The sequence below is a fragment of the Paraglaciecola sp. IT1134 genome, from assembly GCF_058068185.1.
This window is the reverse complement of sequence record NZ_CM176486.1, coordinates 3,390,142-3,415,056: the sequence shown is the minus strand read 5'-3', so window position 1 is coordinate 3,415,056 and position 24,915 is coordinate 3,390,142. Positions and strand designations below refer to the sequence as shown.

Below are 24,915 nucleotides of genomic sequence, written 5' to 3'. Positions count from 1 at the left end.
AACATGATAAAACAATTTTTTATACAAAAACTCTCACCATTGGCGCTTTGTATATCACTGGCAGCGGGTTGCAGTAGCATTACACGGACGGAATTTGTCGCACCAGAAGTGGATATTCCTGCCAGTTGGCAAAGCGTGAGTATTAATCAACAAGTTAAATTGGACCCTTGGTGGCAGAGTTTTAATAACCCAGAGCTTAATCAATTAATTGAGCAGGTATTAACAACCAATAACGATTTAGCATTGGCCACCTTGACCTTGCGTACGGCACGTTTGCAAGCAGGATTAAGCGAGACAGAAAGCTATCCACAGATAGGGGCAAGTATTAATGGCTCAAAATCAAAAGCGTTTGATGGTGGCGCTAGCTATACCGAATATGGGTCCAATTTATCATTAAGTTATGAATTAGATCTTTGGGGGCGCGTTTCTGCAGATATAGATGCCGCCAAATGGGCTAGCCTAGCCAGTACCGAAGACAGAGAAAGCACCGCCCAAAGTTTAGTGGCGACAACGGCCATATTGTATTGGCAAATTGGTTATCTAAAACAGAGTCTAGCACTGAGTCAAAATAGCATCGACTATGCGCAGCAGACCCTGGATCTTACTGAGCGCCAATATCAATCTGGGTCTGTCTCTCAGTTGGATGTTTTCGAGTCTAAGCGTCGCTTGGCTGGCGAACAAGCAAGCCATAGTGAATTACAACAAGCGCTTATTGAGGCGCAAAATTCATTAGCAATTTTGTATAACCAGCCGCCATTAAAAATGCCGATCCTTATCGAGCAGTTACCTGATGATGATATTCCAACTATAGCTGCAGGTGTGCCTTCCGATTTATTGATTCGTCGACCTGATATTAAATCTGCACTGTATGCACTAAAGTCAGCATATGCTTCAAAAGATGCAACCTTTGCTGGATATTTACCGAGTTTAACGTTATCTGGATCGTTGGGAACATCTTCGACAGAGCTAAAAGATTTATTAAGTAATCCAATTGGTACACTGGGCGCTAATTTAGTTTTACCATTCTTGCAATACAATGAGATGGAGCTATATAAAGAGATCGCAACTATCGAAGTAGAATCTGCGGTGGTAACCTATCGAAAAACCTTATATAACGCATTTAAAGAAGTCGATAATGCAATTTCAGCACGACAACATTATCAGTATCAAGCACAAAGATTACGCGAACAATTTGATGCCGCTTCAGCTGCTGAACATATCTACGCAAGCCAGTACCGAAATGGTGCTATCAGCATTCAAGTTTGGTTAGACTCCCAAGAAACTCAGCGCAGTGCTGAAGTCGCCTTATTGGCTAATCGTTATAACCAGTTCAGTGCCCAAGCGACATTGTATCAAGCACTCGGAGGTAGTGATATTGCGGCCCCGGTAACATCTATGAAAACATCAGAATTACCGCAAGCATCAACACCCAAATAATATGAATGATGAGTGCAAATAAAACTCTGGACTTTGCCATCCCTCGTATTCGTTGATGATCTGTGTGAGGTTTGAATTGTTGTAACATATGCGCGCTACCTACCTCTGTAATGAAGTATTGTTCAAATTTGTGGTCAAGGTTTACCATTGCTCTGAGCAAAGGCCAGTTCGCTCTTAAATGGGGTCATGTTATCGTTCACCTTCCGCATTTTCTAGATCTGCTGCTTGGAGGTCATTTCTATGGGTGGCTTGGCACCTTTTTATCAAGCCACCCATAACAATTTGACTAAATATCAAGACGAGCTAGGCTTTGATTAGGAAATAAATCAAAGGATTGATGTCATGCCCCAACCACGCTCTAGTCAAATATCTTTATCGGATACTCCTTATTATCATTGTGTTTCTCGCTGTGTACGGCGTACTTTCTTGTGTGGCGTTGATAGTTACTCAGGTCAAAGCTATGAGCACCGTAGAGGATGGGTGGAGGAGCGTTTGTTATTTTTGGCCTCTGTGTTTGCTATCGACATTTGTGCCTATTCGGTGATGAGCAATCATGTGCATGTGGTGCTACATGTGGATGTCAATCAATCGCAGGTATGGTCAGATAATGACGTGGTTGAGCGTTGGCACCGTTTGCACAAAGGCTCTTTGCGCTAACTAGTTCCAGCATACCGACAATAAAAAATCACACCTACACTGTATATAAATACAGTATAGGTGTGAAATATGTCTCATGTAAAGGATGCCAGAAGAGAGGGGACGGTGGTTTTCAAGATAGTTGGCACTGTTTACCCAAATGTTGTTAGGCTACATTCTTCTGCTCGTTTTTTATACTTTCCTTCTCTGGATTCAATGATACTGGCCCTGCAGGTTGGCAATTCCTGACATCACCAGACCAGCGTAATGGGTTCGCCATTTTTGCCTTTTCCAGTACTAACTCCCTACTGTCTAAAATTACCTTGTCCTCGCCTCTATGGCGTTGTGCAGGCGTGACGAAGTTTATTTTGCTGTGCCTATGTTTGTTGTTATACCAGACAACAAATGTCTCCACCCAGTCTCTGGCAGCGTCAAGACTAGCAAAGCCAGACGAGGGCCACTCAGGGCGATATTTTAGTGTTCTGAACAGCGCTTCTGAATAGGGATTATCATCGCTTACTCTGGGTCTGCTGTACGATGGCAGCACGCCAAGCTCTTCCATCTTAGCCTTCATGGTCTGTGCTTTCATCGGCGCACCATTGTCTGAATGCAACACCAGCGGCATATTAAGGCATTGCTCCCGTAACATGCAGCGTTGCAATAAATTACCTGCACGCTCGCCACACTCCTCCTCATAGACTTCATACCCCACAACCTTGCGGCTAAAAATATCTTCAAATAAGTACAAATAATAAAACTGCCCTTTGACGGTTGAGGCTAGTAGAGTAAGAGACCAAGCGTAGTCGAACTATCTCTCAGCCTCTCCTCACCGAACCACACGTGCACCTTTCAGCGCATGCGGCTCTCCATTTAATGCTAGCTAACAGCCATAGCAACATCTTTATAGCGTGACGTTACGGTATTTCTTTCTTCTAGCCTAAGGTATGGATTAATCTCCGGTAAACGCCACATAAAGCGCATTTTAGGACTGCTCACTAATCTAAACAGTGAAGCCCCACAGACAATGCCATTGTTTGATTTACCATACACAACCCATGTTGTCGCCTGACTTGCAGAAGGGCGCCTTATCCATTTCATCATTAACGATTTAATAGAGCAGCGATACTTTCGTGCTAGCCATTTGGCTAGTTTCCAGAATACTATTCGGTCGATTTTACTGTACACCATAGCAGTAAAATTAGTGTGCCGATAAAATTGAGACCAGCCCTTTAACTTGCGGCTGACTTGTTCCACTTTATCCACTTTGCTACAAGAGTGGTCACTCGACAAGGCTTTGCTAAGCGAATGCGAGAACGCTTTAGCTTTGCCGTGAGGAATGCCCGTCACCACACGCATATTGCCCTTTGGCCCTCGCTTTCTGATGATGCGATGGCCAAGGAAGACAAATCCATCGTTAACATGCGTCACATGAGTTTTCTCCATGTTCAATGTCAATTTAAGATTGCCTTCAAGGAAGTATCTACATTGGTCACGAATGACCATTGCTTCTGCCTTACTGCCTTTGACGATTAATACAAAGTCATCGGCATAACGACAATAAGCAACAGCAGGTTTCCATTGTCGGCTCTCTTCAATAGCAATGTTGCGCTTATCCTGTATGGTGCGATTCCAGTACCAGCGGTCTTTTCGCGCTTTCTTTGACAGATAAAGTGAATCTAGATGTTGGTCGAATTCATTTAGCATGATATTCGATAACAATGGTGATATCACTCCACCTTGCGGCACCCCTTGGCTCGTTGCACAGAATAAATTACGTTCGATATGACCTGCTTTCATAAAACGCCAAAGCAAGGTGTTAAATCGGTCGCAACTAATGCGTTTACGCACACAACTCATCAGTAATTTATGATGCACGGTATCAAAGTAACTTGATAAGTCACCCTCAATTACCCAGCGTCCTCTTGCTTCTGAGCCGTTTAGTTGTAACTGCACGGTTCGAATTGCGTGATGGACACTGCGCTCTGGTCTAAAACCATAAGATAACGAGTGAAAATCGTTTTCCCATATTGGCTCCATCGCCATGAGCATGGCACGTTGTACAATTCTGTCTATTAAGGTAGGAATACCTAATGGGCGCTGTTTCCCGTTGGCTTTTGGAATATACACTCGCCTTGCAGGCATCGGTTGATAGTCACCCGACAGTAAAGACCGTCTAATTTCTTTAAGGTGATTATCGAGGTTCGCTTGCATGTGCGATTTATCTACACCATCAACACCAGCTGTTTTCGCGCCCTTCGAAGAGAGCGTGATATTAGCTGCATGGTGCAGCCATTCAGGATGACTGATAAGTTTCAACAGCCGATTAACGCGGCGTGTTTTATCAGTCGATGTCCATGTTGCTAATTTGCGTTGCATTTCGCTGATTATCAAAGGTCTTCACCTTGTTACTAATTCAATAGAAGTCAGATAATTTGCTCGCGCAAATACAGTAAACTGCGTCCCTTCGCCATGTAATGGGCTTTCCCCATCTCAAACTACTACGAACGCTCCGCCAACTTGCATGTCATCGGGGTCTGCTCCCTTAGCATTCAATACAAGCCTTCCTCGGTTCACCTATTTGAACTCAAACATAATGGGGTGGATGCCGATCGCAGTCTTTAACCTTATCGTGCTGTAAGGTGATGGTGCTCAAGTGCAGAATTGTGATATTGCACTTGTCCCTTGATGAACTCTTACATTTAGCTCAACAATTTGGCAAAGTTGTTCCTACTTATAACAACCCCACTGCACCATATTGCCTGTTAATTCGTGTAGACAATGGCGACATTTCAGCCCATAGATGCGGGTTAATCGGTTCATGTTCTTCATCCGTCCACTACTTAGTCTTGAAGAGCATCTTGGCTTAACGAATTCGCCTCACTCCCCGTTGTCAGCGAGTTACATCACCTTATTAGCATACAATAAGTCACTGCCGCTCAGACTCTGCTATCTGCACAACCAGATAACGCCATAAACAAGCTAGCTCCTGCCATTTCATTTATGAATTTCAAATAGACTCGTGGTTCATTTAAGCATTCCTTGCTAGTGCTGAACTCCGAGCACACAATAGGTGATATCCCACAACCAAATCTCATTCGCTTTAAGTGCTGTGTAACTGGTTGGTTTACCTACCTTCTTGGGTGCATGACTGCGACCACGATGATGTAATTGGTTCGCCTCTTTTAACACCCGGTAATAGCTCGCTTCTGAGCCATGATAGATACCTTCATCCAGTAAAATCGGCACGATTTGGGATGGCGGTAAATGAGCGAATTTACCTTCATTACACGTACTTTTTATCGTTTGACACTCTTGTTCACTTAATTTATTACTCGGCTCTGGGCGCATAGCGCCGGGCCGCTTATCTACTGTCACGTCGTTACCGCACAACCAACGCCGGTACGTTCTTAAACTTATTTCGGTCTCAGTGCAGGCGGCGTTAATCGTCCTCTGGTTCTTCCCCGTAAAAGGCCTTGAGCTTTTTTCGCAGCACCAACAAGGCGGCTGTTTCTGCTAATGCTTTTTCTTTAAATCTCAGGTCTTTCTTGAGTAACTTAATCTCGGATTTATCTTTTTTAGTCTGCAGTTTTAGGACGCTAGCTTGCTGCTCATTACTGTGAAAGCCCTGAAGGCATTGTTGCTTCCATTGCTTAATCTACTCAGGGTACAACCCTTTTTCCCTGCAATATTCACTTAATTCTGACTCAGATAAAACGCTTGTTTCAACGACAACCGCAAACTTCGTTTCATGTGACCATTGATCGGGTTTTGACTTATTACCTGGCACTGGCTGACCTTGGTTTTTGGCTTGTTTACGCCAATTGTACAGGGTTTGCTGCGATACACCTTCCTCTCTTGCTACAGCTGCTACCGACTTATTACTAGGCGGCAACAATTTGCTTAAAACAGCTTGTTTTCTTTCTGTTGAATAAATAGACACTTATTGTTCAATTACCACTCCCCGAACTAAAAAAAATTAAATTTTAGGGGTGTCATCTATCCTGACACGGGGGGATAACAGCTCGGTATTACGTTAATATTTATTAATTGATGGTAATTTTCCTTATAAACAGTTTGTAAAAAGGCACATCGAATATATTGTTCACCATTGATCTGTTTCAGTGTTGCTTCAATATGAATAAGCGAATTACCTCGTAACTGCACCATGAATTCATTCATATTAAAACAATAAATATTAAGAACAGTAGATATATCAGATAATTGCATTATCCAATACTGTTTACCCAGTTTATCAGTTTTTTCTACGCAACCAACCATGATGTAACATCCTTTAAAGCGTTTGAAGGATGTTACATTTTCAAGTAAAGGTTGAATTGATTGTTGAGCGTTTGTTTGTGTTAACTGTGTGTTGTTTGAATTAGTCATGATTAGCTCCATTATTTCCAGAAAAATTTTTCTTCAGAAGGTTTTCAAAAGCACTGCCATCTTGGCGGGTAAGGTTAGGTACGTAACGTGAATACACGCGAAACAACATCATGGTGGTTGCGTGTCCCATTTGTTTGGCAATCCATTCAGGGGCTTCGCCAGAGGCTAACCATAAAGTAGCTGCCGTATGCCTTGTCTGGTAAGGAGATCGAGCATCTAAATCTAAATGCCGGAGTAGGGGATGCCACACGCGTTTTGCTACGTTGTTGTTATCGAAAGGTTGACCATTGTTGTTAGTAAAAACATAACTATGCTCTCCAGAAACGATAAACTGCTTTTTAAACGCATCAAAAACAGGTTTCGACATTTGAATTTCACGATAGCTACCATCGTTTTTGGTGTATTCGATACGTCCATTGAGTAAGCATTCACGCACAAGGATGAGTTTTCGATCAAAATCAACGTATTGCCATTTAAGGCCATTGATTTCCCCATTCTTCGATCAAATATCAATAGAGGTTTCCTGCTTTAATATATCCAAAAAAACTTTAAATAAAAGCTGATGTTTTTTAAAAAGATATTTTATTAAATATTTCCTTATCAAAAAGTAGAATGGGATATTTAATTGGTTTTTTCTTCAGAATAAATGTTAATGAAAAGTGGGGTATGTTCGGTGATTGGACGTTATTTTTAAAAAATATAGATAATGAAAAAGTATTTCTGTCAGTTTGTGAAGGAATGGAAATACACATATATCTACGCTATTCCAAATAGGACGTAGATTATATCTAGCTTAAGCCTATACTGATAACCTGATTGTGATTACGGTTGTCGAGGGTTCAAATCCTTTAGCTACCCCATTATTCCTTTTGAAATCAATTAACTGCACGTTACTTTACTATAAATATCATTTTATGATGAACGCTCCTGTGCATATTCTGTGAGTATTTAGGGCTAATTACGTCCACTTCACTACACGTATATCCAACTTCTAGCCCATATCTACAACATAGACCGGAACTGATTAACTTTGTCTGGTTAGGAAATTTACTGTCTAGTTCCTGTGCTTTTTTCAGAAAAGTAAAGATTAGCCCATGACAAAAAGTGTCAAGAAAGTGCCTTGAGTTCAACTGGTCAAAACTGCCGTGAAGCAAATGTATTAAGCGACAATTAACTTGATTGGTTGAGCGTCAACTATCTTGACCGGTCGTTCTGTTAAGGTTCGACACTGAAATTCGGAGGGGATTTAGTGTCGGGTAATCACATCACAGAAAGACAAATCAGGTTATATATGAAGTTACGTAAGGATTTCACCCAAGAAGTGGCTACAGCAAAAGTCGGCATGTCAGTTAGCACCGGACACCGAATTGAAAAAGAACGGCACCAACCTAAAAAAGATAAACGAGATTGGCGAACTAGAGCAGATCCGCTTGCACCAATATGGGATCTCATTGTGTTGCCATTGTTAAAACAAGACGCCGAAATAAGTCCTGTTGGCGTGTTTGATCATTTGTGCGAGTTTCATGCGGATGTATTTAGCTCTTCATCGAGACGCACGCTAGAGCGCAGGATCAAGCAATGGCGTCATTTACATGGCGCAGCTAAGGACGTGATGTTTATGCAACATCATGAGCTTGGAAAGCTAGGTATATGCGACTTCACACATGTTACAAGCCCCGTCACGATTGATGCAAAACCCTTTAAACATATGCTGTTTAATTACCGGCTACCCGCTAGTGGTTGGACATTCTCGCAAGTTATTTATGGTGGTGAAAGCTTCGCGGCATTCTCCGATGGTTTGCAAAATGCATTCGCTAAAAGCAAAGGCGTACCTGCTGAGGTGCGCACCGACAGCTTAAGCGCGGCATACAAGAATAATGGTACGGTTGAGGATTTTACTCAGCGCTATCAAGAGTTGATGACGCATTATGGATTTGCTGGCACACGAAATAATACCGGTGTTGCTCATGAAAATGGTGCCATTGAATCGCCCAACCGTCATATTAAATCGCAAGTTGAACAGGCACTAAGAGTGCGAGGCTCGTTCGATTTTAATTGTCGCGCCGATTACGAGACCTTCATTGAAGGCGTGACCAGTCGTCGCAACAAACGCATTGCGGCCAAGTTCGCACAAGAGCAGCGACAATTACACACCTTACCTGCCTATAAGAGCGTCAATTACTCGCAAGAATACGTGCGGGTTACGCGCACAAGCACGGTCAATATCAAACGAGTCATGTATACGGTGCCGTCTAGACTGGTGGATAGTCGACTGAAAGTGCATGTATATGATGATCATATCGATTTACTCTTAGGCCAAGAATTCACCTACCGTTTAGAGCGCGTTTACGCGCCAGGCTCTTCACGTAAACGCAGCGTCAATTACAAACATGTTATTGACGCGCTCGTTAAAAAGCCCAGAGCATTTAGATGTTCACAATGGCGAGATGAGTTACTGCCTAACGAAGACTACCGAACGATATGGCAGTATGTTGAGGCGACAATGAAAGCCGATGATGCCAGCCATTACATGGTTAGAATACTGCATTTAGCGAGTAAAGCAGATAATGAAATGCGGCTAGGTCGCTTTATTACTCACCAGTTAAGCATAAGCCGTTTACCCAGCTTGTTTGACTGCCAAGAACGCTTTAGCACCAAGCCCAAAGACATTCCACAAGTCAACGTGATGCAACACAAACTATCCCAATATCAATCGCTATCGCAAGGAAGTCATCATGAATAGTGCAACCGCTTCATTACCGTTGATGCTAAAAAGCCTCCGCCTAAGTGTGTTTAGAGAGCAATGGGAAACCATCGCAGAAAAAGCGTTACATGACCAATGGCGGCCAGAACAATACTTAAGCGAGTTGTGCCACATAGAGCTGGCGAGTCGCACCGACAAGCGACAATTACGTTATGTAAAAGAATCGAACCTGCCATCAGGAAAGCACTTAGGCGGCTTCGACTTTACTGCCATCGAAGGGGTGAATAAAGCGCGTATGTATGAGCTGGCCGACAATCATGACTGGGTAAAACAAGGAGCCAATTTATTATTGTTCGGTGCCAGTGGCGTTGGCAAAACACACTTAGCCAGTAGTCTAGGTTATAGCCTGATTGAAGCAGGTATCCGTATCAAATTTTACTCAGCCACAGCCCTTGTACAGCATCTGCAAGAAGCAAAACAACTACTGAAATTGCAGGATGCATTAAACAAGCTCGATAAATACCAAGCACTTATCATTGACGATATCGGCTATATTAAAAAAACCGAACAAGAAACCAGTGTTCTGTTTGAACTAATTGCCCACCGCTATGAAAGACACAGCCTAATCATCACCTCAAATCAATCATTCGAAGATTGGGATGAGCTGTTTACCGATACCGCAATGACCGTAGCCGCCATAGATAGGCTGGTTCATCATGCACACATTATTCAATTAGTAGGAGAAAGTTACAGAAGAAAAGCGGCCATGAAAGAAGACGAAGAAAGCAGAAGTAACCGGTCAAGTTAATTGACGCTCAACCGGTCAAAGTAGTTGACGCTCTATACAAATGAATTATTACATTTGCTTTATCTACCAATTTAAATTTTTAGAGTGGCAAACCAAAATGTAATTTGCTGCCTAAGCTAGATGTAATTGAGTAGCTATAAGAGGTGATGTTTTCTATATTGTAGGTATGATACCTAGTACCTGAATTATTTGAGCGCTAATAAGGAAGTGAATGATCGATACCTGATTGATAAATTTTTATAGGGGAGGACTGTTGTTTATTGTTTTGTATATTTTATGGATTGATAAGCATCATGTACTGTAAATATTTTAAGATTTTATTATCGTTGATGAGCTTATAAGAACAATCTGTTATTTTTCAATCATCCGTACGTAATGAGTGCGACCCACAAACAGTATTATTGCAGAAAATAATGAGCTTACTGTTGCAGTTAAGGCCATTGAAGTACCTACAGCATAGGGAGATTTGAATAATTGATCATTAAATATACCGACTAAAGTAACGCCAATAGATAAAGCTGTTATGCTATTTACACATAAAAATAGGGAATAAACCCGTGCTCTCATTTTTTCTGGAGATATTAGTTGGTTGACTGTAGCTGAAGGCGATATTACGTAGGAGGAAAAATGTGCTGCTAAAAAAAAGGTAAGAAAAACTAAGGTTTTTTTATCGTACAAGGAAAATATATAAAATAAAGAAAGACATAAAGCCACAGCTAAAGCAGCACCAACCCCAATTAAAAATGGTGCACTTTTTATATTTCGACTATGCAGCATATCTACTAACCAACCACTTATTAATACGCCACTTAGGTTTGCACTGATATAGGAACATGCCAGCATTAATCCGACTAAAGAAGGCTCCATTTGATGGATACGGATAAAATAAGCAGGGCCCCATACGATTAACGTAAACATTGACATTGATGATAGAGAAAAGCCGCTAATATAAAATAGCATCATTTTTTTATGTGTAGATAAAAATTCTATAACCTGTTTATTGGTGACTTTATTTGATTTTGTTAATTCATTATTTTGTGAGGTTTCTTTGCAAGCAAATAAAAAAATTATCGAGTAGAAAATACCAATTAATCCCGCAACCACAAAACCTACTCGCCATGTAGATAAGTTACCAATGAAAGGCAACAATAAAAAAGGGGTATTTGCGGCTAAACTGACTAATAACCCGCCTGAAATTAATATTATAGCATTACCAATAAATGAACCAGATGCATAAAATGAAGTTACTTTACCTAAATAAGACCGTGGATAACTGCTTGCTAAGAGTGAATATACTGCAGGAGACAAAAGCGCTTGGCCAAGACCGACTCCCATTCGCGCAATGAATAATTCAGTAAAGGTTTCAGCAAATCCGCACATTAATGTGGCTGTTGACCAAATAAAAATGCCTGCGGCAATGGCACGCTTTCTTGAAAAATTATCTGAAAAATAAGCTAAAATTAAAGAAGAAAATGCAAAAGGAATTGAAAAGGCGAGTCCTTGGAGTAGACCAAAAGCAGTGTCGTTTAATACAAGCTCTGTTTTAATCAATTCAACAAAAATGATCAGTATTTGTCGATCCATATGAGAAAATATGTTGGCAACAAAGCAGAGGAATACTATAGAAACACTAATGGATTGACGAGAAATATTGATCATCAGATGTTTTTATTTAATGAAAACAGAATTTAAAATTATAAATCGTTGTCGAGTACTTGATAAACATTTTGTTTTAATTTACCTAATAATCGAATTAATTCATCTCTTTCCTCTTTGCTCAAATTTTGCCATAGCTCATCAACTCTAGAAAGCTTATTTGTAGCTATTTGATGGTAGATACTATCGCCCTCTGATGTTAATTCATAAGGTTTATTTCGCCAGTTTTTTTCGAGGACAATGGTTTTTTTTATAAGCTCTTGTTGCTCAAGATATTTAAAAGAACGACTGATAGACGCTTTATCCATGCCAGTGGCATAAGAAATATCCTTATTTGTTATTATTCCACTTTCTGCCATTATTGCAATAATGCGCCACTCTCTCATGCCTATGCGGTATTTACCAATTGAAATAGTTTTAGTTTTCGAGTTAATACGACCTGATATTGAACGAAGTAAAAAAGGAAAATAACTATCTAACTTTATTATAGGATCTTTTTTCATATTCGCACTTTTTAGTATGTTTAGCCGATGTGTTTTTAATATTGGTCATTTTCCTTTTACTTAAAGTCAATGTCAATATTTATTCATATTAAGCATAGAACAATATCAGTTGACATGTCAACTGATATTGTTCTATGCTTAATATGAATAGCTGAATAGCTGAATAGCTGAATAGCTGAATAGCTGAATAGCTGAATAGAGTATTGTTAAATATAAATGTTTGTCTTGTTTCTTTATTAAAAAAAATAAGTTTATTATGGTTTTTTTCTTAGCTGAAAATAAACATCGACAAAAAAATTACTAATTTTAATATAATAATTAATTTATGTAATTAAGAAATCATTCACTTTTATGAACTTTATAAGGCATCCTTCTATTTTTATAATGCAGTTTTAGACTATTTTATTAGTTCCCGTTTAAGCTGACACACAAATGGTGAAAGATATAGAGTGCGATTATTCTGATCTAGTTCATCAGTACACTAAGACAGCCTTTTGATGTGAACATTTTTCAGGACGGGTTATTTGTATAGGTCTGTCGATATAGTCACAGCAGCCGGTACAATTCATGGTTTTAATAAAGCCATTAAAAACAGCTGTCAATTCAGCAGTTTCATAAATAGGAGTATAACGATAATGAGTGCATCACGAGGTGAATTTAGTTCGAGACTGGGTTTTATTCTGGCTGCAGCAGGATCAGCAGTAGGTCTCGGTAATGTTTGGGGCTTTCCAACGCAAGTAGCCAGTAATGGTGGTGGAGCTTTTTTACTTATTTATCTTATAATGGCCTTTTTCTTGGCCTATCCTGCACTGATGGCCGAATTGATTATAGGGCGGCATGCTAAGGCGAATTCAGTAAAAGCTTTGCAAATGATATCGACAAACCCTTTCACCAGTAACATCGGAGCTATAACTGGTTTCGTTAGCATAGCCACGGCAGGCTTGATCCTCAGCTTTTATTCGATTATTGCAGGTTGGATGATAGCCTATTTTCTAGCTCCTATTACCGAGATCTTTGGTGCTGATGGTGCGGCCACATGGTTGATAGATTCTAGTTTAGAGCGAGATATACTATTTTCCTGTATTTTTATGTTGTTAACAGTATCCATTATTTGCGGAGGGGTCAAAGATGGTATTGAAAAATGGTCTTCACGATTAATGCCTCCGCTGGTGCTTATTCTTATACTTCTTATCGGTTATGTCTTTACTCTCGATGGGGCAATTGAAGGTCTTAAGGTGTATTTGATACCTGACTTTGCTCGTGCCATAGAACCACAACTTATTGTTAGCGCACTAGGACAAGCATTCTTCTCACTATCACTAGGGGTGGGTACAATGTTGATTTACGGTTCTTATATTACTAACAAGGAGAACCTTATTTCCTTAGGAATAGCTGTGACTCTAGTTGATATTGGAATCGCGGTAATGGCGGGCTTATTAATCATTCCTGCTATGTATGTCGCACAGGCGAATGGTGTCCAAATATTTGATGTAGCAGGTGCTCTTATTGCTGAAGATAAGTTGATTTTTACTGTATTACCCGCTTTGTTTGATACCATGGGCGGAGCCGGTATGTTTGTCTCATTTGCTTTTTTTGTACTGATGTCAATTGCTGCATTAACGTCGTCGATTTCAATGTTAGAGGTACCTGTTGCCTACGCAGTGGAAAATCATAGCATTGAACGAAAGCGGGCAACGTACTTAATTGGTGGCATTATTACGATCCTTAGTATAACTCTGATATTAAATTTTGATGCTCTATTCAGTTTAACCGTTACTGTTGCTACAAGTTATAATCAGCCATTGACGGGTCTTATGCTTTGTATTTTTGCCGGTTGGATTTGGCATCGAAATAAAGTGTTAGGGGAGCTCAAAGATGGGTTTGAAAATGTAGAACAAAGTTGGTTCTGGAAAATATGGCCCACGTATGTTCGTTTCGTTTGCCCTTGTGCTATTTTGGCTGTTTTCCTGCAACAGTTAATTGTCTAAATACACTGATAATATTTACAGTAATAAGCAAGAAACTACCGAGGAAAAAATCTGATATAGAAGCTGAATCCCCAAATTTATATAGCTGCTTCAGGTCATTTTAGCAACTGGATTTGAATTTAAAGCTAGTACTCATCTCTAAGCCGTTTATATAAATAGTTGGTTTATTATCTATTTAGGTAATAAATCAGCAATAGTACCCATTAAGTTTTCATGTGGTTTACTGATTTGACTACCCACTTAAGGAATAATAAACTTAACTGGAGAAATAACATGATAAAGCGGAAAAAATATTTACAGAATTAAAACACGACGCTAACTCTCTAGTCATTGTTCTAAATTACTATCAAGCTGAAGTCGCCAGAAATTTAAACGTCAATCCAAACATGCTTTGCCGTTAGATAAAATCAGCAGATAGTGATGATGGACACGTTTTTCGTGGTAACTGCAAATTAACACCTGAGTAAGAAAATCCGAAATTTAAAAGCACAAGTAGAATGCATTGAAATGGAGCGTGAGATCTTAAAACAAGCAACGGTCTTCTTTGTCAAAGAAACAAAGTAAAACATTCGTTCATTGCCCAACATAAGAAGATCTGACCAGTGGTGCTAATGGTGTGTAAAAAGTAATAACTATTACAGTTAAAATAGTTATTTGGCAACGACAGCCCAAAGCAGGCCTGATAGCTCATTCAGATAGGTGTGCATATGCAAATCACAAATATCGTCGATTACTTAAATCTCATAGTTATGTTGGTAGCAATAGTAAAAAGGTTGTTGTTGTTGTTGTGACAATGCCGTTGCTGAAAATTTATTTGGTCGTTTAAGCAATAAGGCACCCATTGGCGCGACTATGGAGCATAGCAGGATGTACTGAATTTAACTGACTAGGTCACTGACGTTATATAGTTATCAGTTAATTGGTGCTTTTTTAATAGATGAGTAATCATAGATACAAAACACATATAAACTAACTATCAAGCCTGTTCCTTACTTCCATCTAATGCTTTTTGTTCAAAATATCAGATCATGCAACAGACTATTAGTTTTCTTATTGATTGCTTCTTAAGCTGAACTAAGGTTATCTACTACTAATTCGTAGCAGATGTTGACGTGTATGATGGATAAATCAGATGATTTACACTCGTCATATAAATTATAATACTTTGGCAATACATCTCGCTAAGTAGTCAACATTATTGGTAGCAATACCCGCTATACTCATACGACTAGAGTCAACCATATATATAGAGTATTCATCTTTCAACTGCTGAACCTGACCAGCTGTAATGCCTAAAAAAGAAAACATACCTGTTTGGCGTGTAATAAAACTAAAATCGCGAGTAACACCGTTACTTATTAGTCTGTCGACTAAAAGATGACGATTATTGTTGATTCGATCACGCATTATTTTTAGCTCTTGATGCCATTGCGATGTTAGTTCTTCAGAGCTTAAAATCGTTTCAACAATAGCAGCACCATGAGCTGGAGGCATAGAATAAATACCTCTTATAACAGATAATAATACTGTCAATGCATTATCTACAATAAGGGTTGATTTTCCAACTAAGGAACAACCTCCAATACGCTCACGATATAATCCAAAGTTTTTTGAACATGAACTACACACTATCATTTCATTAACGCTATCCGCCAGTAAACGCAGTCCGTAAGCATCCTCATCTAAACCTATTCCAAACCCTTGATAAGCCATATCTACTAAGGGCATAAAACCAATGTTTTTGGCAACGTCTGCTATTTGTTGCCATTGTTCATTAGTTAAGTCCATACCACTTGGGTTATGACAACAAGCATGCAGTAATACAACATCATCGCTTGAAACTTCTTTAAGTGTGGCCAACATTCCATCAAAATTTAAACTATTATTTTCATGGTTGTAGTATGGATAAGTTTTAACGTTTAACCCTGCCGCTTGAAATAAAGCTAAGTGATTTGCCCAAGTAGGATCACTTACCCATATAGTCGCTCCTGGCGTACAAGAGTTGATAAATTCAGCAGCTACGCGCAATGCTCCGGTTCCACCAGGGGTTGAAATAGTACGTACACGATCTTCAATTAAAACTTGGTGAGTACCAAAAATCAGTTTGCTCATTTCATCATTAAACTTTGCAGAACCTGTTGGCCCAATATATACCTTAGTATCTTCTGTATCTAAACGGTATTTCTCTGCTTTTTTTACACAATTCAGGATCTCTGTGTGTCCTAATTCGTTCTTGTATACCCCTACACCTAAGTCAATTTTCTTAGGGTTTTCATCTTGCTTATATTTAACCAAAAGTCCTAAAATAGGGTCAGATGGCATAGCGTTTAAGTGACTGAACATAAATATTACCTTATAGCTTTTCGTGTATAATTAGGGATGAAAATATATAATATTGATTACTCACCCCAATTCTCAATAATGTTGACAAATTTAGCTAAAAACATGTTCGTTTGGTGAGCATCAAGTGCCCGATGATCAATACTTAATGAGACATAACATTTCGGTTTAATGACCATAGTATCGACACCTGATATTTCTTCTACTGACACTCGCTTTTCTAACTTTCCTATGCCAAGTATTGCCACTTCAGGTTGGTTAATAATAATCGGCGTAGCAAATAAACTACCACTAACGCCATGATTAGAAATAGTAAAGGTGCCATTTTTCATATCACTTGGGACAATGTTGCCACTGCGCGCTTTTTCAGTTTGACTATTGAGTGCTTGAGCAATAGAAAATAAGTTCATCGATTGAACTTGTTGAACAACAGGGACCACTAAACCTTTATCACCTAAAGCGGTACCCACACCTATATTAATATCACTAAATAGCTCTAATGCATCTTCATGAAAACGGGCGTTTACTTGTGGAACTTCTTTTACCGCGTTGACAACTGCCGCTAAAAAATAAGCGGTAAAGGTTAATTTAACATCTAACTCAGCATATTCATTTTTATGCCATTTTCTATGCTCAATAATGTTACTCATGTCCATTTCAAAAACACTCGTGACATGAGGTGAGGTTTCTAACAAGCTTTTAACCATATGATTAGCAATCGCTTTACGCATATTGGTATGCTTAACCATAGTCCCTTTGAGCGGTCTAGCAACGGGAGCATGAAGTGAGGTTGGTGTATTTGTCGCTAAAGCAGAATTAGGTTTGGGCGTATCATGGATGTAAGAACGAACGTCATTTCTAGTGATCCTACCTTGATGACCTGTGCCAGCAATAAGGTTTGGGTTTATGTGATTACTTTTTAATAAACGACGTGCGGCAGGGCCAAGCAAATATTGGGCGCTATCATCTATAGTAAAGTCGGCTTTAATATTTAATTGCTCGCTTGAAAGGTTATCCGAGGTTACTTTACTGTTTTGACCATCGTTATTTGACTCATCGCTGCTTGTCTTTTGGTTCACTGGTTCGTTATTTACGGCTTGATTAGCTTCTTTGCTATCCACAGCAACAGTTGAATTTATAATTTTTGTAAACTCGGTATCTAACTGCCCTAATACCGTATCAACAGCAATTTCTTCGCCTTCACCAAAGATAATAGTAGATAAAGTACCCGCATTAGGCGCACAAATTTCCATCGAAACCTTATCGGTTTCTAATTCTATTAGTGGGTCACCCTCTTTAACTTCTTCACCAATAGCAACTAACCACTTTGATAGCGTAGCCGTAGTTCCTTCTAACTGGGCAGCAGGTAATATAATATCAATTTTACTCATGTTTTTACTCGCTATTTAGTTAAAATTCTACAATGTCGATAATTGTTTGTACTATGCGTTCAACGGTAGGAACCGCCGCATTTAACAAATGAATATTGTGTGGATTTGGCGTATCTGGCATCGTTAAACGCTCAATAGGCGCGTCTAAATCAAAAAAGCCATCTTTTGCTATTACTGCAGCGATTTCCGCACCAAAGCCAGCAGTCATATTATCTTCATGAACAATTAAACAACGACCCGTTTTCACAATACTTTCTAATACAGTTTCTTTATCCCATGGCTGGATAGTTCGTAAATCTATCAGTTCAATGCTGTCAGGAGTATGTTCTTTTTTAAGCTCTTCAATAGCCGCATCGCAGCGCTCTACCATAGCTCCCCAAGTCACTAATGTTAATTTGTCACCTTTTGTTAATACATTGGCTCTACCAAAAGGAATAACAAAGTCGTCACCGGGGTAAGGGCGTCTTGCCCAGCGGTTATCGAGTAAGCTTCTATGCTCAAAGAAAATGGTTGGATTATTATCGCGTAAAGCATAACGTAACAAACCGGCGGCATCTTCGGCATTTGAAGGCATAACCACTTGCCAACCGATTTTATGTGCCCATTCGACTTCATCACTCATTGAATGCCAAGGATCACCTCTTCCAGCAAAACCGCCGGGAATACGAATTACCATTGGCGCGGCAAATTGATTATTGGTACGCCAGCGCATAATACCGGTATCAGAAATTTGTTCAGCTGCAGGCTCAGCATATTTTCTAAATTGAATTTCTGGAACTGGCATCAAGCCAGACAAAGCCATGCCTACCGCACGACCAATAATGCCTTCTTCAGAAAGAGATGTATCAAATACACGATGATCACCATATTTTTCATTTAGCCCTAATGTTGCGCCATGAACGCCACCTTTAGGACCTACATCTTCACCAAAAACGAGTACTTTGGGGTTGGTTTCAAGTTCATGCGCTAATACTTTACGAATAGCTGTTTGCATATTTAAACGCTGACCTTCAGGCTTAGCAATTTCGTTTACGGTTGGAAATTGATGGTGATCACCATGTAATCCACCACGAAGTTGGACATCGGATTGACCATTTTCAAGTTTTTCTGCATAGACATAACGGGTTAATTTACTCGTGTCTGGCTCTGGACGTTGTTTTGCGCGTTCAACACTGGCACGAATTTCGCTATAAGCTTTCTCTTCTAGCACTTTCCATTCATTAGCACTAATGATGTTCTCTTGAGCTAGGTGTTTTTTAAGTTTTGGTAACGGATCATTTTTTTGTTCTTCTGCTACCATCGCTTCAGGCTTGTAGGTTTGTGTATCTTGAAAAGTATGACCACACAAGCGGGGTACTTTTAAGCGCAATAAGCAGGTGCCTTTGCCGTCACGAACATAATCAACTGCTTCTTGCACTAATTGTGGTGTAAGCACTGGATCGGTGCCATCACCATCAATAATTTTTAAATTTTTGTAAGCACTAAGGTTTGCTACTTGATCGCCCCCTGGCGTTTGCACGGTTTGTGGTACTGAAATACCGTAACCATTGTCTTCTATATAAAATAAATGAGGTAAATTATTTGTTGTTGATATATTCAAGGAAGCCCAAAATCCACTGGTAGACATCGATGAATCACCGCCCATAGATAACCCTAAGGCACCGCGGTATGATTCATCTTTCAATTCATCTCTATAGTAAACAATTGACTGTGCCCAACCGGCAATAGGGGAGTATTGTGCGCCCACACCACCACACATAGGAAATAACATTGCCCCTTTACGTTCAACATTAGGGTAGTTGCATACCACACCGATATCACGACCATCACTGTATCCACCTGATTTTGCCATAGGTGAGGCAACGGCTTCATCAATATCCAAACCGAGGGATAAAACAAATGGACGAGAGCGATAATAACCAGTGGCACCATCATGAGGATGCGTTAATTGAGTGCCTAAAAGAATTTGAGCAAAATCATGACCACGGGCAGAAAATTGATTAAATACTAATTTTGCTGGTACCAGTTCTTTTTCTTCAACGTCATCCATAGCACGAGACAGTAAGAGTAGATAACTTATTTTATGCCAATCAATATTAGGGCGGTCACTATAGTTTATGACACTAGTAGAGCTTATATCGGTAAGTTTGTCTTCGTGTATGTCAACTATTTCCATTTTTATTCCTTGGAAGTTTTTGAACAAAATATCAGTTTGAACCTATTCATGACCCAAAAAATATTTAAGTAAAGTGGTAGGGTAAACCCTAGTTAAGGAGATAATACACCTTGATCGTTGCAATTACAACAAACAAAGGTCATGTGAATCTAGTTTGTTTTTTATAATCCTACTATGCTGTGGTAAAAATGATTGTTTTTCTCTGTCATAATAGATTTACAAGGAGCAAAGATAGCAAGATATTAGTAAAAATAAGCTATTAAGTTATTAAGCTGTCATTAGCATTTGAAGAGCGTTATTATTATGCTGTAACCTGATATTTTTATAAATGGTCCCAGCCTATGACAGATAAAAAAGTAGTGATAAAAAAAACTATAAACCTTAATAAACAGGTAAAATTACCTGAAGGAAAAGTTACTTCAAACTTAGATTTACAAACATTTTTACCCTATAGGATGTATTGTTTAGCTGTGCAAATGTCTCATGCAGGCAATGACTTGCCTGAATTATTAAGCGATGCGGGTTCCAGTATTGGAGAAAGAGAATGGCGTGTCATTTCAATTTTAGGGGCATACGGTGGATTAACTAATGGAAATGTTGCTACTGCACTGAAAACTGATTCTGCAACCATTTCGCGTGCAGTAAAGGTATTAAAAAATGAAAATTTAATAGATACACTTAATTCGAAAAAAGATAGGCGTAAAGTATTAATTTATTTATCAGAATCGGGTGCTAGCCTTTACGATAAAGTAACCCCAAAGCGTATTGAAGCCGGAAAAATGATCAACAGCTGTTTCACAGATACAGAGCTATCGTCTTTGCATCACTTATTAAATAAACTTGATCGTCATTTACAGCATATGGAAAATAAATTCGAGGATGAATGGGAGTAATGATAAACGTTGTATTTCCCAAAAACACAATTTATCTCTCTTTAAATATTCGACTGAATTAAATATATCACCTGTAATCACACGAATCTAACAAGTTCAGAATACACATCGTTTTAGTAAAGCCTGACTATAAAAACCATTTCATTAATTACTTACATGCCGCGTAATACCTTAATTCTGAACGAGGTATCATGTGAACTCAGCCTATAATCAATAAAGAAACACTTAAGTAAGATTTATTCACATGAGTATCTTTCAGGATGCTTATTGTGATTAATATCACATTTAATAATTTTTCCTCATTACCCATGAACCTCAGCCATTATTAGAAGCCGATATGGCATAGGTGGTGTTCTTAGAGCCACGAACATAAATCTGGGTAGTAACTGCTCCAATTCAAAACGCCGGTTGAATCGATAACAAAACTCTGGTGAGCGTCTGCCAAACGACACCTAGCGTTTAGTAAATTCCCATGGCAACAGATGGTCGATAGTGTCACCTGGTTGCAGGTTTGGGATTTCATTTAGCAGATAGTTGAGGTAATCGAATGGCACCAAGCCATTGGCCTTGGCTGTTTCAATAAGGGAGTAAAGTGTGGCACTGGCGTTTGCGCCGTTAACCGTGTTTGAGAACAGCCAGTTTTTTCGATTATGTTGAGCTCAACATAATCGAAATTATGTGTAGTTCCCCGTTATGTTAAGTTCTACTCTACACCAAGCTTATCCTGTGAATATGAATCAAACGTACTGCACATAATGGTGGTCCCTCTACTGAAAAGGCGACACCCATGTTACAAGCATATAGTAAATCAACAATGCTGTTATCAGCCGCAGTTCATACTCCTGTTTCAAGTATGGATGTGTTCATTCATTACCTAGAAGACAATGGTTATACAGATAGAACAATACAGTCATATACTAACGTTGTAATACATTTTTCCCAATGGCTTTATAAGCAATCTCGATGCTGTACCAAGGCCACTATTGACGATAAGTCGAGCTTCCTTAATACACACTTACCTGATTGTTGCTGCTCAAGCTTACTCGTCAGAAGTAAAAAGACATGTGCTGCTGCATTGACGCATTGGCTGCGCGAGGTCGTGCAACCTAATACGGCTCCGCCTGCGCTAACGAGGAACGATGAGCTAGTATTGGCATTTGATACATACCTCAAAGAGGTTGCAGGATTAGCGCCGGCTACTCGCTTAATTCGTCGCAACGAGGCTTATGGCTTCTTAGCGTGGATTGATAATGATAAATCACGCACGCTAGATTCTATCGATATTACACATTTAACCGCCTTTATATGTCTTCGAGCGTCACAAGTAGCTTTAGTTACAACGGCGCGTAGCGCCACTTCAGTAAACGCCTTTCTTCGTTTTTTATCGGCGCAAGGCTATTATAATTTCAATGAAGCGCTGCGTGTACCAATGCCAAAACTACTGCATACACTCCCTAATAATAAATCAATGACTAATGACGAATTACATAAACTATTGAGCTGTATTGATCGCGACACTTCAGGTGGTAAACGAGATTATGCAATCACGCGATGTTTATCCGATTTAGGCATTCGAACATGTGAAGTCGCCTATATAACGATGGACGACATTAATTGGCGTAATAAAACCATAGAAATCAACTTGGCTAAGACACGGCGACATCATAAATTACCAATACCTGACTCATTAATGGAAGCATTGATAGATTATCTAAAGAACGGTAGGCCTGTGACTAACACAAGACAGTTATTCGTATATCACAGTGCTCCGTTAGGTAACCCAATAAAGCCGTCAACTGTGCGCGGCGTAGTGCGAAGAGCCTTCTGTAAAGCAGGGTTTTCCTTGGCGCAAAGCCAAGTACATCGACTTAGGCATACCATAGCGACACGCTTACTTGCGAACGATACGCCAATAAAAATAATTGCCGATATGTTAGGCCATCAGTCGATCAATACCACCATACGATATACTTATGTCGATCAAGTAACACTTCGCTCGGTAGCAATGCCTTGGCCGCAAGGGAGCCAATCATGAACTGGGTTAATCTGGTAGAAACTTATCTGGCTAAACAGCGTCAACTTGGGTATTCATTAGTGAGCGAGGGGCAATGCTTATTGAGCTTTGCTCGGTTTGCCGAGCAACACGGCGAAACAGAGCTAACTACCACATTAGCATTGTGTTGGGCAAATCTTGCTCCGTCAAAATCACATATTGCGATTGCGCGCCGGTTTGGCATATTGCGACCATTTTCTCGCTATTTAAGCAAGCAAGGTCACGGCAATATCGTTCTACCTGCACGTTACGTTGGACCCACTCACCGGCGTTTGCCGCCATACATTTTTAGTGGCGCCGATATACTGCGCTTAATGTCAGCGGCAGCCAGTCTATACCCTCACGACGGCTTACGTCCCATCACCATAAAGACCTTGATTGGGTTAATGATATCGTCGGGCTTAAGGCCAGGTGAAGCAGTAAGGCTGCAATGCCAAGATGTTTGCTTCAATGATGGCACATTAAGCATTCAAAACAGTAAGGGATGGAAAAAGCGCATAATACCCGTCGCGCCCAGTACGGTTATCGCACTCAAATCTTATGATCGGATACGCAGTAAACACAATCCATTTAGCCAGACCGGCGCATTCTTCGAGTTCGACGACGCCCAAGCTCTTAACATTCGCTCTGCCGATTATGCATTTCAATTAATACGTGAAGCTGCTGGATTGATGAAGGGCCTCAATGGACGCAGTCCTAGACTCTACGATCTACGTCACACATTTGTCTGTAGAAGGGTCATCCAGTGGTATGAGGAAAACGAGAACATTGATAGTCGAGTTGCTCAATTGGCTTGTTACCTTGGACATAAAAAAGTAAGTGACACGTATTGGTACCTGACGGCGATCCCAGCATTAATGGTTCAAGCCGCCAACAGGTTTGCCGCGCGTGGACGTTCTGGAGGTGTATCGTGAAAGTTAAACCAATCCCACCAACAGACTTAGCAAGGTTATTAAAGCAATACTTTTACTCATTCTTAATTAATCAGCGCAGGTTGAGCAAACACACTATTAATGCTTATCGCGATACCTTCAGGGTATTCTTGCCTTACGTGGCGCTGCAACATAACAAATGTGTAACGGCGTTAAGCATTGCTGATATAAACGCGGCTGTGGTCATATCCTTCCTTCAATACCTAGAAGATAAGCGTAAAAACAAAGTGCAAACTCGAAATGCTCGACTGACCGCTATTCGTTCATTTTTAAGATATGCAGGTGCACAGGCTCCTGAGTTATTAGCGGGTATCCAGCCGATACTGGCTATTCCTGAAAAGCGGATGGATAGGTTTGCATTTGAATATCTTACTAAAGTTGAAATTGATGCCGTTCTCAACACGATAGATGTCAATACTTGGTTTGGACGCCGCGATCACGCCCTACTGCTAACGCTCTACAATACCGGTGCCCGGGTGTCAGAAATGGTTACGCTACAAGTTAAAGATGTTGATTTACAAAGGCAGCATGCAATTCATCTTTACGGTAAGGGTCGCAAAGAGCGTGTTGTACCATTGTGGCAGCGAACGGTAGCTGAACTTAGGAAATGGCTAATTGACACACCAATATTACCTACTGCCCCTCTATTCTCAAATCGTCATGGAGATCCATTAACTCGGTTTGGGATCAGCCAGCGCTTAAACCGCGCCGTCACTGCGGCAAGCAAATCATGCGTTTCATTAAGGGGAAGAAGAATATCGCCTCATTCAATACGCCACACAACCGCGATGCATCTACTTCATTCTGGCGTTGACTTAACCGTTATAGCCCTATGGCTTGGTCATGCGAAGCTTGAAACGACACATCAATATATGGAAGCTGATATAGAGATGAAGAGGGAAGCGCTTGCTAAATTACCAGCAATTGAGACTGCCCAGAAGCAGAGGCCATACGTGGTGTCAGATGATGTGTTATCGTTTTTAGAAAGTCTCTGATTATGTGAAGTAGCTAG

The 24,915-nt window shown here is 40.0% G+C and carries 18 protein-coding genes and 4 pseudogenes; 9 read left to right on the top strand and 13 right to left on the bottom strand.

The features are described from left to right. The first annotated feature begins 3 nt into the window (after positions 1-3). Positions 4-1,437 (top strand): efflux transporter outer membrane subunit, encoded by a 1,434-nt coding sequence (locus AC3RV5_RS14850; RefSeq protein ID WP_489728397.1) that lies wholly within the window; start codon positions 4-6, stop codon positions 1,435-1,437. 342 nt (positions 1,438-1,779) lie between these two features. After that, positions 1,780-2,088, top strand: a pseudogene (locus AC3RV5_RS14845) (transposase); the annotation flags it as partial. Between the two features lie 151 nt (positions 2,089-2,239). Here the strand turns inward: AC3RV5_RS14845 and AC3RV5_RS14840 are convergent. The 6 genes and pseudogenes from AC3RV5_RS14840 to AC3RV5_RS14815 all read right to left on the bottom strand — a co-directional run. After that, a pseudogene (locus AC3RV5_RS14840) lies at positions 2,240-2,863 on the bottom strand (transposase); the annotation flags it as partial. Positions 2,864-2,949: 86 nt separating this feature from the next. After that, entirely contained in the window at positions 2,950-4,464 is a 1,515-nt protein-coding gene (gene ltrA, locus AC3RV5_RS14835) for a group II intron reverse transcriptase/maturase (RefSeq protein WP_489728396.1), read from the bottom strand. 651 nt (positions 4,465-5,115) lie between these two features. Next, the gene (locus AC3RV5_RS14830) at positions 5,116-5,448 is read right to left on the bottom strand and encodes a hypothetical protein (RefSeq protein WP_489728395.1); all 333 of its coding nucleotides are present in this window, start codon (positions 5,446-5,448) and stop codon (positions 5,116-5,118) included. 280 nt (positions 5,449-5,728) lie between these two features. Continuing rightward, on the bottom strand, positions 5,729-6,013 hold the full coding sequence (locus tag AC3RV5_RS14825; RefSeq protein WP_489728394.1) for a transposase: 285 nt from the start codon (positions 6,011-6,013) through the stop codon (positions 5,729-5,731). 56 nt (positions 6,014-6,069) lie between these two features. Further along, positions 6,070-6,459: a hypothetical protein gene (locus AC3RV5_RS14820; RefSeq protein ID WP_489728393.1), complete on the bottom strand. Its 390-nt coding sequence runs from the start codon at positions 6,457-6,459 to the stop codon at positions 6,070-6,072. Then, the gene (locus AC3RV5_RS14815; protein WP_489728392.1) at positions 6,452-6,895 is read right to left on the bottom strand and encodes a tyrosine-type recombinase/integrase; all 444 of its coding nucleotides are present in this window, start codon (positions 6,893-6,895) and stop codon (positions 6,452-6,454) included. Before AC3RV5_RS14815 ends, AC3RV5_RS14820 begins: the two co-directional genes overlap by 8 nt. A gap of 813 nt (positions 6,896-7,708) precedes the next feature. Here AC3RV5_RS14815 and istA point away from each other — a divergent pair. Together istA and istB are read left to right on the top strand one after the other, a co-directional pair. Continuing rightward, complete coding sequence (gene istA / locus AC3RV5_RS14810; protein ID WP_489728391.1) at positions 7,709-9,202, top strand: IS21 family transposase; 1,494 nt, start codon at positions 7,709-7,711, stop codon at positions 9,200-9,202. Beyond that, positions 9,195-9,971: an IS21-like element helper ATPase IstB gene (gene istB, locus AC3RV5_RS14805; protein WP_489728390.1), complete on the top strand. Its 777-nt coding sequence runs from the start codon at positions 9,195-9,197 to the stop codon at positions 9,969-9,971. The genes istA and istB overlap by 8 nt, the downstream gene beginning before the upstream one ends. 351 nt (positions 9,972-10,322) lie before the next feature. Here istB and AC3RV5_RS14800 read toward each other — a convergent pair whose 3' ends face one another. Next, on the bottom strand, positions 10,323-11,630 hold the full coding sequence (locus tag AC3RV5_RS14800) for an MFS transporter (RefSeq protein WP_489728389.1): 1,308 nt from the start codon (positions 11,628-11,630) through the stop codon (positions 10,323-10,325). A gap of 35 nt (positions 11,631-11,665) precedes the next feature. Further along, positions 11,666-12,130: a MarR family winged helix-turn-helix transcriptional regulator gene (locus AC3RV5_RS14795; protein WP_489728388.1), complete on the bottom strand. Its 465-nt coding sequence runs from the start codon at positions 12,128-12,130 to the stop codon at positions 11,666-11,668. Between the two features lie 635 nt (positions 12,131-12,765). Between AC3RV5_RS14795 and AC3RV5_RS14790 the strand changes: the two genes are divergently transcribed. Continuing rightward, positions 12,766-14,118 (top strand): sodium-dependent transporter, encoded by a 1,353-nt coding sequence (locus tag AC3RV5_RS14790; RefSeq protein ID WP_489728387.1) that lies wholly within the window; start codon positions 12,766-12,768, stop codon positions 14,116-14,118. Between the two features lie 1,155 nt (positions 14,119-15,273). On the opposite strand, the gene AC3RV5_RS14785 is transcribed toward AC3RV5_RS14790, so the two are convergent. Genes AC3RV5_RS14785 through AC3RV5_RS14775 form a run of 3 tightly spaced genes read right to left on the bottom strand, consistent with a single transcriptional unit; the run spans position 15,274 to position 20,025 of the window. Then, complete coding sequence (locus AC3RV5_RS14785; RefSeq protein WP_489728386.1) at positions 15,274-16,461, bottom strand: amino acid aminotransferase; 1,188 nt, start codon at positions 16,459-16,461, stop codon at positions 15,274-15,276. A gap of 56 nt (positions 16,462-16,517) precedes the next feature. Continuing rightward, entirely contained in the window at positions 16,518-17,849 is a 1,332-nt protein-coding gene (locus AC3RV5_RS14780; protein ID WP_489728385.1) for a dihydrolipoamide acetyltransferase family protein, read from the bottom strand. A gap of 19 nt (positions 17,850-17,868) precedes the next feature. After that, complete coding sequence (locus tag AC3RV5_RS14775; protein ID WP_489728384.1) at positions 17,869-20,025, bottom strand: alpha-ketoacid dehydrogenase subunit alpha/beta; 2,157 nt, start codon at positions 20,023-20,025, stop codon at positions 17,869-17,871. 341 nt (positions 20,026-20,366) lie between these two features. On the opposite strand from AC3RV5_RS14775, the gene AC3RV5_RS14770 reads away from it, so the two are divergent. Further along, positions 20,367-20,918 carry a MarR family winged helix-turn-helix transcriptional regulator gene (locus AC3RV5_RS14770; RefSeq protein WP_489728383.1) on the top strand — a complete coding sequence of 184 codons (552 nt, stop codon included), beginning with the start codon at positions 20,367-20,369 and terminating at the stop codon, positions 20,916-20,918. A 302-nt stretch (positions 20,919-21,220) separates the two neighbouring features. Here AC3RV5_RS14770 and AC3RV5_RS14765 read toward each other — a convergent pair. Beyond that, positions 21,221-21,346 (bottom strand): annotated as a pseudogene (locus tag AC3RV5_RS14765) (IS1595 family transposase); the annotation flags it as partial. A 24-nt stretch (positions 21,347-21,370) separates the two neighbouring features. Next, positions 21,371-21,565: pseudogene (locus AC3RV5_RS14760) on the bottom strand (transposase domain-containing protein); the annotation flags it as partial. 140 nt (positions 21,566-21,705) lie between these two features. On the opposite strand from AC3RV5_RS14760, the gene AC3RV5_RS14755 reads away from it, so the two are divergent. The 3 genes from AC3RV5_RS14755 to AC3RV5_RS14745 are packed head-to-tail and all read left to right on the top strand — an operon-like array spanning position 21,706 to position 24,898. Further along, positions 21,706-22,953: a tyrosine-type recombinase/integrase gene (locus tag AC3RV5_RS14755; protein ID WP_489728382.1), complete on the top strand. Its 1,248-nt coding sequence runs from the start codon at positions 21,706-21,708 to the stop codon at positions 22,951-22,953. Further along, positions 22,950-23,885, top strand: a complete 936-nt coding sequence (locus tag AC3RV5_RS14750) for a tyrosine-type recombinase/integrase (protein WP_489728381.1) — start codon at positions 22,950-22,952, stop codon at positions 23,883-23,885. Before AC3RV5_RS14755 ends, AC3RV5_RS14750 begins: the two co-directional genes overlap by 4 nt. Continuing rightward, a complete protein-coding gene (locus tag AC3RV5_RS14745; RefSeq protein ID WP_489728380.1) occupies positions 23,882-24,898 on the top strand; it encodes a site-specific integrase in 1,017 nt (338 codons plus the stop codon). Before AC3RV5_RS14750 ends, AC3RV5_RS14745 begins: the two co-directional genes overlap by 4 nt. Positions 24,899-24,915: the final 17 nt, after the last annotated feature.